Below are 9313 nucleotides of genomic sequence, written 5' to 3'. Positions count from 1 at the left end.
GCCGGCCTCGAACCGCTGACGCTGCAGGCCAAAGAAGGTCTCGCGCTGCTCAACGGCACGCAAGCTTCCACGGCGCTCGCTCTGTACAACATGTTCGCGATCGAGGATCTGTACCGCACGGGGCTGGTGTCGGGCGCGCTGTCGGTGGATGCCGCGATGGGTTCCGTCGTTCCCTTCGATGCCCGCATCCACGCGCTGCGCGGTCATGCCGGCCAGATGGATGCCGCTGCGGCATATCGCACGTTGCTGGAAGGCTCCGGAATCAACTTGTCGCATCAGGATTGCGACAAGGTGCAGGACCCGTACAGCCTGCGTTGCCAGCCTCAGGTCAAGGGCGCGTGCCTCGATCAGATGCGTCATGCGGCCAATGTCCTGCTGATCGAAGCGAATGCCGTCTCGGATAATCCGCTGATTTTCCCGGACACCGGCGAAGTGCTGTCGGGCGGTAACTTTCACGCGGAACCCGTTGCGTTCGCCGCCGATAACCTAGCTATCGCTGCCGCGGAAATTGGTGCACTGGCTGAGCGCCGGATCGCGCTGCTGATCGATGCAACGCTCTCCGGTCTGCCACCGTTTCTCGTACGCGATGGCGGCGTGAATTCGGGTTTCATGATCGCGCATGTGACCGCGGCGGCGCTTGCGTCGGAGAACAAGACCTACGCGCATCCGGCATCCGTCGACTCATTGCCGACATCGGCGAATCAGGAAGATCACGTCTCCATGGCGACGTTCGCGGCGCGCAAGCTGGGTTATATCGCGGAGAACGTAGCGCATATTCTGGCGATCGAATTGCTGGCAGCGGCGCAAGGCGTTGACCTGCGCGCGCCGCATCAAACGAGTCCGTGTCTGCAGCCGGTCATGCAATCAATTCGTTCGGACGTCGAACATTACGCGCTCGATCACTACTTCGCACCGGACATCGTGGCGGTGGCGAAGCAGGTCACAAGCGGAGCGATAGCCGCGTTCTGCCCGCTGCATTTCGCATCGGAAGGGGTGGCTTAAACGTAAACGCGATTGACAGCAGCGGCGATCAACTTTGCCGCTGCATGTTGTCGGCGCTGAACCTGCATCCCAGCCGATACCGCGTTCCCGGATGCACGAAACGCGCAAACGTCACGGCTACGTTGTTCGCCCAGGTCCGTCTCACGAGCGTGAGACACGGCTGGTCCGGACCAATCTCAAGCAGCTTCGCATCCGCGCGCGAGGGCAGCACTGCGTCAACCACATGCTCGACCTCGTGCGCCGGCACGGTATTGAACAGATACTCCGAGGGCCGCACCGTTGCGAAATCCTGCTCGAGAAAATGCGGCGCGACATCGGGGTTCACATAACGGTCTTCAAGCTGCACCGGCACGCCGTTCTCGCGATGCACGCACACCACGTGAAATACCGACGCGCCCGGTGCGAGTCCGAGTGCTGCGGACACGTCACTGGCCGCCGCCTCACGTGCGGCGTGCACGATGGCGTAACCGTACTCGTGTCCGCGTGCGCGAATTTCATCGCCTATGTGCGCGATCATCAGTAACGTGGACTGCGGTTTTTCCTCCGCGATAAACGTCCCCACGCCTGAGAAGCGCGTCAGCACGCCTTGCTCCGTGAGTTCGCGTAACGCCCGGTTGATCGTCATGCGCGACACGCCCAGCTCGCCGACCAGGGTCATCTCCGATGGAATCCGGTCACCGGGCCGCCATTCGCCGGAGAGGATGCGCGTGCGGATATGTTCCTTCACACGCTCGTAGCGCGCGAGCGGCGCAGTGGCGGATGCCGGATTCGAAAGGCTGGTTGTATTCATGTCTCGCTCAGGTGTGGCTCAGGTTTGGTTATATCCCGCTGATTCGGTACTGACGTGAACCGCACTCGCCGACGGTTCATCACGTCGTGCCCAGAACGCGTTCCGGTCGAGATAGTTCTGCAGGAACTGTTTAAGCCTCGGCTGCCGCGCGTTGTGGAACACGTCCTCGGGGGACCCGTGTGCCTCGATTTTGCCATGATCGATGAAGACGACCGTATCCGCGACTTGCGCCGCAAAGCCCATTTCATGCGTGACGATCACCATCGTCATGCCATCGTTCGCAAGGTTCTTCATCACTTGCAGCACTTCGCCGACCAGCTCGGGGTCGAGTGCGGACGTGGGTTCGTCGAATAGCATGATGTGCGGTTCCATCGCCAGCGCCCGAGCAATTGCTACACGTTGCTGCTGCCCGCCGGAGAGCCGCGCCGGATGATTGTCGGCGCGGTCGGCGAGACCGACCTTGTCGAGCATGGCCAGTGCCCGCTTGCGAGCCTCGGCCTTGGGGAGCTTGCGCACGCGCACCAGCGCCTCGGCCACGTTCTCCACGGCCGTCATATGAGGCCATAGGTTGAACTGCTGGAACACCATGCCCACGTTGCGCCGCACGCGGTTGATTTCGGCTTGCGGCGCCCGCACGCGCCGGCCGTTGCGATCGGTGACATAGCCGATCAATTCGCCTTCAATATAGATCTCGCCTTCGCTGTATTCCTCGAGGAACGCGAGCGAACGCAGCAGGGTGCTTTTCCCCGAACCCGACGGGCCAATGATGCAAGTCACCTCCGACTTGCGCACGGCGAGCGAAACGTCGTCGAGCACTTTCAGCGCGCCGAAATGCTTGCCGACATGCCGCGCATCGACAAGATATTCGGCGGGCGTCAGCGTGTTGCCAGAATTGGGTTTCTTCATGATTCCGCTCAGTTTGATGGGACGCAATGCGCGTCACCGCGTGAGGAAACGGCCTACGCGGATCTCGACCCACTGTCCGGCTCGCGACGCCACTTCCACGAGCACGAGATAACACACGCACAGCGCGAGCAGGGTTTCGACGAACGCAAACCGCTCCGAGCCAATACCGGTCAGCACGAATGTCAGCTCCGGCACGGTGACGACGGATAGCACCGCGGTTTCCTTGCTCAACACGATGATCAGGTTGGTCAGCGCCGGCACGATGATGACGAGCATCTGCGGTAACTGAACGCGCATGATGACTTGCAGCCGCGTGAAGCCGAGGCACTCGGCCGCTTCTATGTGACCGCGCGGCACCGACGTAAAGCCGGAGCGGAATGCCTCTGCAAAATAGGCGCTGCCATAGAGTCCCAGTCCAACAATGCCGGCTGTCAGTGGCTCAAGCGAAAGCCCAAGTGAAGGTCCACCGTAGTACAGCACGAAAAGCTGCACGAGAAACGGTGTGCCCCGGAACACTTCTATGTAAGCACGCAAGAATCCGCGCACCCATTTGCCGCAGAAAATCTGCAACAACGCGACGGCGAAACCGATCGCCATGCCGATCAACACGCCGCCAATCCACACGGCAATGGTGATCGCAAACCCCTCAGCGAGAGCGGGAAGGGAGTCGGTCAGGACCGTGGGATCGAATTGAATGGCCATGGGGTGTGTCTGCCTATGCCCGTTCCATACGGCGTTCTGCGCGATGCCCGGCCAGCGACAACGCCCCGTTGATGACCAGGTACACCAGCCCGGCGGCAACATACGCCTCCAGCGGCCGATACGTGCTGGCGGCAATATTCTGCGCGGTGCGCGTGATATCGGCGACACCCACCACTGAAATCAGCGACGACGCTTTCACCAGCATGACCATCTCATTGACGAGCGAGGGCATTGTCGTGCGCAGCGCCTGAGGTACCTGAATGCGCAGCACGGCATGCAGGCGCGATAAGCCGAGCAACTGCGCCGCTTCGAGTTGCCCATGCGGAATGCCGATAAATCCACCCCGCAGGATCTCGGCGAGATAGGCGGCTTCGCATAGCGAAACGGCCGCAGCGGCAGCGACCAGCGGCGGCACGTTGATGCCGATGAAGGGCAGGAAATAATAAGTAAGCAGAAGCTGCACGAGCAAGGGCACGCCGCGAAAGAAGCCGACATACGCGCCGCCCAGCTTTGAGACGAAGAGGTTCTTCGAGAGCCGTGCGCTGCACACTGCGATCGCAATAATGAAGCCGGCCGCGAGCCCGACGAGCGAAATCAGGACCGTGGCTTGCGCGGCCTTGATCAGGTACGGAAGGGCATCGAGCAACGCGTGAAGGCTGAACATGGGCTGTCCGGCAAGGAGCAAGGCGCTAAGGCGCCTTGCAGGGCATCAATGGTCCGCTGATCCGGCAGTTCAACAAGTTCAATAGTTAGGCGAAGGCATGGTGGTGGGCGTGTCCATGGTGACGCCGAACCACTTCTTCTGCAGCGCCGCAAGACGGCCGTCGCCGTGCATCTTGACGATCGCCTGATTGATCGCGTCGAGAAGCGGCTTGCTGTCCGCGTCCTTGCGGCCGAGATAAGCGAAATACACCTTCGTGCCGAACGGCGGTTGCACGACCGCGAAGGTGTCCGGACGCTGGCGTGCGACGTACGCGATGTTCGGCAACGAATTGCCCACGGCAACAATCCGGCCGGCGGCGAGGTCGGCATAGGCCTGGTTGTTGTCGATGTATTCACGCACGCTCGTCTTGCCCGGCAGCGTGGCAACGTACTGCTTCAACTGGTCGAGCTGAGCGGTGGCCTTGCCGCCGCCAACCGTCTTGCCGGCAACGTCGGCGTTTGTCTTGATGCTGGTGTCGTTGGCACGTTTGAGCAACGCAACCGTGCCGTCGGCAATCGGCAGGGTGAATTCGTAACGCTCCATGCGCGCCTTGGTGATCGTTACCGGGCCGCTGACAATATCGAACTTGCCGGCTTCAAGTCCAGGCAGCACGCTTGGCCAAGGCAGGTCGATGGAGCGTACTTTCACCCCCATCTCCTTTGACAACTCAGCGAAGAAGTCCTTATTAAAGCCTTGTTGCTGACCGTTTTCCAGGAAGTCGAACGGTGCAAACTGCATCTCGGTTCCGACGACCAGTTCGCCAGCCTTCTTGACTTTCGCCAACTGGTCTTCCGCGTGCGCCGAAACCGCTGTCGCGACCAGCGCGGCCACGAGCAGACGACCCTTCCACTTCGAGAAAAAATTCATTGTTGAACTCCCCTGGTTAAAAGTGCACCCGGCTTTGGCAAAGGTGCGAACCGGTGCGCCGACCTGCTGTGGTGCGATTCAGTATATACCGTCAATTTGCATTGCCAAGCGTGTCAAAAATACTTCTGAGCGCACTATTTCAAGGCTTACCAACTTCGCGAAAACGCCGGGTTGCGTTCGGCGAATTGGCGGTATATACAGACACTTGATCTGGATTTCAGCAAGCGCTCACGGCTTATCTGCGGACGCTTGCGGCCCGGTCCCGGCAGTGCTTCGCCAGTTGTATCGGGTCTCGCGCAGACCTTGCTCGCCGAGGCGCAGTGAAACCGTTTTTGGGTCGGCCGTGCGTCTTGTGCCGGTTCGGCATGATGTCCGTCACAAACGTGCAGGGGCTCGTTCGGCCGGTACGGTATAGACGGCGATGAAACTTCGGAGCACCTGGATGACCTCTACTTCTCACATCCCTATCGTCGATCTGGCGGCGGTTCGTGCGTTGGATCCCGTCGGCTTGCGTGAAGCCGCCGCCGCGATCCGCGACGCGTGCACGAGCATCGGCTTCTTCTACGTCAGCAATCACGGCGTGCCAACCGATGTGCTCGAAAGCGCGGTGAAAGCGGCGCGCGAATTCTTCGCCTATCCGGTTGAGGTGAAGCGGCGTGTCGCGGTGAATCATCGGCACCGCGGCTTTAATGCGCTGGGCGATGCAGTCATGTATCAGGCCACCAAACCTGACTACAAGGAATTTTTCAGCATTGGACTGGAGCTGCCGGAAGACGATCCAAGCGTGCTCGCAGGCGAAGCGCTGCGCGGTCCGAATAACTGGCCCGACTTCATGCCTTCGCTGCAACCGGCGCTTTATCCGTACTACGAATCTATGGGCGCATGCGGTGCGGATTTGTTGCGCGCGGTCGCGGTGAGCCTGGATATCGACGAAATGTTTTTCGTAAGCAAATACACGAAGCGCATGCAGCGCACGCAGATGGTCTATTACCCGCCGCAAGCACCCAAGTCGGACGCGGATCAGTTCGGCGTGGCGCCGCATACGGACTACGGGTGCATCACGCTGCTGTGGCAGGACAACGTGGGTGGTTTGCAGGTGAAGGAGCTTGCAACCGATAGCTGGATTGATGCGCCGCCCATTCCGGGTACGCTGGTGGTGAACGTCGGCGATCTGCTTGCGCGCTGGTCGAACGATCGCTTTCGTTCGACGCTGCATCGCGTGATCAATCGATCGGGCCAGGAACGTTATTCGATCGCGACCTTCTACGATCCGACTTATGGCGCAAGCGTGGATCCGCGTGATCTTGGTCTTGAGACCATGCAGCCGCTGTATGAACCGGTGGCTGCGGGCGACTACATCCTGGGGCGGATCAACGATTCAATGGGTTATAGAAAGAAGCGCGCGAATGGCTGAGAACGCAATGAACGGCATAGTAAAAAAGTTGATTGATGCACTTGGCACCGAGTCCGTGCGTTTCGGCGATGCCATTGAACCGCGCTATCTCGGCGACTGGAGCGGGCGCTCGCCGGTGCCGCCGTTAGCGGTCGTGCTGCCGCGTTCAACCGACGAAGTGGCAACCCTGCTGCGCTTGTGCAATGAAGCCCGTCAGAGCGTTGTCCCGCAGGGCGGCATGACCGGGCTGGCGGGCGGCGCCATTCCTTCCGGCGGCGATATCTGCGTCTCGCTTGAACGACTGGTGGGCATCGAAGAGGTTGATCGTGCAGCGGCGACCATGACGGTGCTTGCCGGTACCACATTGCAAACCGTGCAGGACGCCGCGCAGGAAGCGGGTTTTGAATTTGCGCTCGACCTCGGTGCGCGCGGCTCGTGTCAGATCGGCGGCAACCTCGCCACGAACGCGGGCGGCGTGCGCGTGCTGCAGTCGGGCACTGCTCGGGACCAGGTGCTCGGACTCGAAGTCGTGCTTGCCGACGGCAGCGTGCTCAGTTCAATGAACAAGATGGTCAAGAACAATACGGGCTACGACCTGCGCAACCTGTTTATCGGTTCAGAGGGAACGCTTGGAGTGATCACGCGTGCGGTATTACGTTTGAAGCCACGCCGCGCCGCGCGCAACACCGCGCTGTGCGCACTGAAGGATTACGACGATGCGGTCGCGTTGCTGCGCTCGTTGCAAGCCACTTTCGGCGATGAAATCGGCGCGTTCGAAATCATGTGGCCGGAGTTCTACGACTTTGGTGTCAGGCTGACACGCTCCCGGCAGTCGCCGCTTGGCCAGGCGTATCCGCTTTATGCGTTGATCGAACAGGCCGGGTTCTCGGACGATCACGGCGAACGGTTTGCCGCGGCGCTTAACGCACAGCTTGAGGCGGGCGTGGTACTGGACGCGGTTGTTGCGCAGTCGCAGGCGGCGACTCAGGCGTTGTGGGCGATTCGCGAGGCAACGGCTGAGTTGCCGGTGAAGATGGAGCCGATCAATTTCGACGTGAGCTTGCCCATAGGCGAAATCGGTCATTTCGTCGATGCGTGCCGCAAGGACTTCGCTGCACGCTGGCCGACGCATTATGGTTTGTATTTCGGCCACATTGGTGACTCGAACCTGCATGTCACGCTCGATGCACGTTCAATTCCCGGCGTGACAGTGGAAGAGGTCGATCGTGCGTTGTACGGCATGGTTCGCGACTATAGCGGTTCGATATCGGCGGAACATGGGATTGGTGTGCTTAAACGGCCGTTCCTGGGCTACTCGCGTAGCCCCGCCGAGCTCGCTTGCATGCACGCGATCAAGCATGCACTCGATCCTCACGGCATCCTCAATCCGGGAAAGGTGCTGCCTGAGATGCTGCCTGAGGTGCTGTCCGCCGTGGAACAAGGAACTCAATGAGCGTAACCGCTTTTATAGAAAGCTTGCGTGCAGACGTGCGCGGCTTGCCTGCTTACAACGCGGGGTTGTCGGGGGAATTCGTGCGGGCGCGTTATGGCGTCTCGCATGTCGCCAAGCTCGGCAGCAATGAAAATCCACGTGGCGCCAGCGCGGCCGTGCTTGCGCATCTTGCAGAATCCACCACGGCCGGAACGCTCGCGCTTTATCCCGATCCTTCATGCAGTGCGTTGCGTGCGCTGATTGCTGAGCGGCTCGCGGTCGATCCCGAGCAGTTGTTGTTCGGTAACGGCTCCGAGGACTTGCTCGCCATTGCGGCCCACACATTCCTCGCACCCGGTGACGAAGTGATCACCGTGATCCCCTCGTTTGGCTTGCACATCATCTATCCGCAGAGCGTGGGTGCGAAGGTGGTCACTGTGCCGATGCGGTCTGACTTCGAATTCGATGTCGACGCACTGGTCGCGGCCATTTCGCCGCGTACACGCATGTTGATTATTAGTAATCCTAGTAATCCGGTCGGCTGCGCAATGGATGTGAATGAAATGAGTCGGCTATTGAACGCAGTGTCGCCGGGGACGCTGGTGCTTTGGGACGAGGCGTATTTCGAATACGCCTGCGATGAAGCCGGTTATCCGGACAGTCTCGCGGTGCTGCGTGAATCAGGCTTGCCGTGGTTGTTGCTACGCACCTTTTCAAAGGCGTATGGATTAGCGGCGCTTCGGGTGGGATACGGCGTGGCGTCGGCGCCGGAACTCGCTGGACTGATGAATCGTGTCCGTACGCCGTTCAATATCAACCAGATTGCGCAGCAGGCGGCAGCCGTCGCATTTGGCGATCAGGCGCATGTTGCGGCTAGCGTGAAAGATGCCCGCTCCGGCCGCGAATGGATGCGCGCTGCGTTGATCATGCTGGGTGTGAATCCGGCCCGTTCGCGAGCAAATTTCCTGTTCTTCGATTGCGGGGAGGACGCGGCCAAGCTCGCTGGCCGGATGCTGGAGGATGGGGTGATTGTGAAGCCGTGGCGCGAGCCGGGTTATGAAAACTGCATGCGAGTGAGTGTTGGGAACGCTGCGGATAATGCTTTGTTTATCAGGTCGTTCGAACGGCGACGGGGCGGGTAACAGGTTAGCGGGATTCGCGGCGCCTCAAAACCTACTCCACGTTCTCTTCCAGTTGCGCTTGGGACCTGCTGCAAGCCGGCTCGGTCACAGACGCGGTAACTCGCTGGCACTTCTGACATCGAAATACGCATAAGCCGGCAAGGATGGGCCTAAACTAAAAGGTCAGACCTCAACTAGCGAGAAGACCATGCGCTCCCTGCTGCTCGCGCTCTCCCTCTTCCTTTCACTGGCGAGTTTCGCTCCCCATGGGGCCGCGCAACAGGCGCCGTTATACGAGCAATCCGGTGACTTCATCGCTACCGGCTTTCGCTTCGAAGACGGCGCTTCGCTACCTCAGGTCAAGCTACATTACGTCACCCTCGGCGTACCCCACTGC

9 protein-coding genes and 1 pseudogene are annotated in these 9313 nt (G+C 60.3%); 5 read left to right on the top strand and 5 right to left on the bottom strand.

What is annotated here, in order from left to right; translation table 11 throughout:
• Positions 1-1002: aromatic amino acid lyase (locus JWR14_RS07605; protein ID WP_299703923.1), on the top strand; the 1002-nt coding region annotated here is incomplete at its 5' end.
• 28 nt (positions 1003-1030) lie between these two features.
• Here JWR14_RS07605 and hutC read toward each other — a convergent pair.
• The 5 genes from hutC to JWR14_RS07580 form a co-directional block, all read right to left on the bottom strand.
• Positions 1031-1792, bottom strand: coding sequence for a histidine utilization repressor (gene hutC / locus JWR14_RS07600; RefSeq protein WP_299703919.1), 762 nt, complete (start codon positions 1790-1792; stop codon positions 1031-1033).
• 18 nt (positions 1793-1810) lie between these two features.
• The gene (locus JWR14_RS07595) at positions 1811-2698 is read right to left on the bottom strand and encodes an amino acid ABC transporter ATP-binding protein (RefSeq protein WP_299703916.1); all 888 of its coding nucleotides are present in this window, start codon (positions 2696-2698) and stop codon (positions 1811-1813) included.
• A 33-nt stretch (positions 2699-2731) separates the two neighbouring features.
• Positions 2732-3400: an amino acid ABC transporter permease gene (locus JWR14_RS07590; RefSeq protein ID WP_299703913.1), complete on the bottom strand. Its 669-nt coding sequence runs from the start codon at positions 3398-3400 to the stop codon at positions 2732-2734.
• A gap of 13 nt (positions 3401-3413) precedes the next feature.
• Entirely contained in the window at positions 3414-4064 is a 651-nt protein-coding gene (locus JWR14_RS07585) for an amino acid ABC transporter permease (RefSeq protein ID WP_299703910.1), read from the bottom strand.
• A 78-nt stretch (positions 4065-4142) separates the two neighbouring features.
• Positions 4143-4970, bottom strand: coding sequence for a transporter substrate-binding domain-containing protein (locus JWR14_RS07580; RefSeq protein WP_299703906.1), 828 nt, complete (start codon positions 4968-4970; stop codon positions 4143-4145).
• A 442-nt stretch (positions 4971-5412) separates the two neighbouring features.
• Here JWR14_RS07580 and JWR14_RS07575 point away from each other — a divergent pair, with 442 nt between their 5' ends.
• The 4 genes and pseudogenes from JWR14_RS07575 to JWR14_RS07560 form a co-directional block, all read left to right on the top strand.
• Positions 5413-6384: a 2-oxoglutarate and iron-dependent oxygenase domain-containing protein gene (locus JWR14_RS07575; RefSeq protein ID WP_299703903.1), complete on the top strand. Its 972-nt coding sequence runs from the start codon at positions 5413-5415 to the stop codon at positions 6382-6384.
• A complete protein-coding gene (locus JWR14_RS07570; protein WP_299703900.1) occupies positions 6377-7816 on the top strand; it encodes an FAD-binding oxidoreductase in 1440 nt (479 codons plus the stop codon). The genes JWR14_RS07575 and JWR14_RS07570 overlap by 8 nt, the downstream gene beginning before the upstream one ends.
• Positions 7813-8937, top strand: coding sequence for a histidinol-phosphate transaminase (gene hisC, locus JWR14_RS07565; protein ID WP_299703897.1), 1125 nt, complete (start codon positions 7813-7815; stop codon positions 8935-8937). Before JWR14_RS07570 ends, hisC begins: the two co-directional genes overlap by 4 nt.
• 187 nt (positions 8938-9124) lie before the next feature.
• Positions 9125-9313, top strand: a pseudogene (locus JWR14_RS07560) (hypothetical protein); the annotation flags it as partial.

This window comes from Caballeronia sp. (genome assembly GCF_028292365.1).
Lineage (GTDB): Bacteria > Pseudomonadota > Gammaproteobacteria > Burkholderiales > Burkholderiaceae > Caballeronia.
This window is presented reverse-complemented; position numbering and strand designations above follow the sequence as displayed.

Excerpts from the sequence above, each read along its gene's own strand:
- JWR14_RS07575 (WP_299703903.1), top strand. The coding sequence starts at position 5,413 with ATGACCTCTACTTCTCACATCCCTATCGTCGATCTGGCGGCGGTTCGT.
- JWR14_RS07595 (WP_299703916.1), bottom strand. The coding sequence starts at position 2,698 with ATGAAGAAACCCAATTCTGGCAACACGCTGACGCCCGCCGAATATCTT.
- JWR14_RS07590 (WP_299703913.1), bottom strand. The coding sequence starts at position 3,400 with ATGGCCATTCAATTCGATCCCACGGTCCTGACCGACTCCCTTCCCGCT.
- JWR14_RS07585 (WP_299703910.1), bottom strand. The coding sequence starts at position 4,064 with ATGTTCAGCCTTCACGCGTTGCTCGATGCCCTTCCGTACCTGATCAAG.
- JWR14_RS07580 (WP_299703906.1), bottom strand. The coding sequence starts at position 4,970 with ATGAATTTTTTCTCGAAGTGGAAGGGTCGTCTGCTCGTGGCCGCGCTG.
- JWR14_RS07570 (WP_299703900.1), top strand. The coding sequence starts at position 6,377 with ATGGCTGAGAACGCAATGAACGGCATAGTAAAAAAGTTGATTGATGCA.
- hisC (WP_299703897.1), top strand. The coding sequence starts at position 7,813 with ATGAGCGTAACCGCTTTTATAGAAAGCTTGCGTGCAGACGTGCGCGGC.
- hutC (WP_299703919.1), bottom strand. The coding sequence starts at position 1,792 with ATGAATACAACCAGCCTTTCGAATCCGGCATCCGCCACTGCGCCGCTC.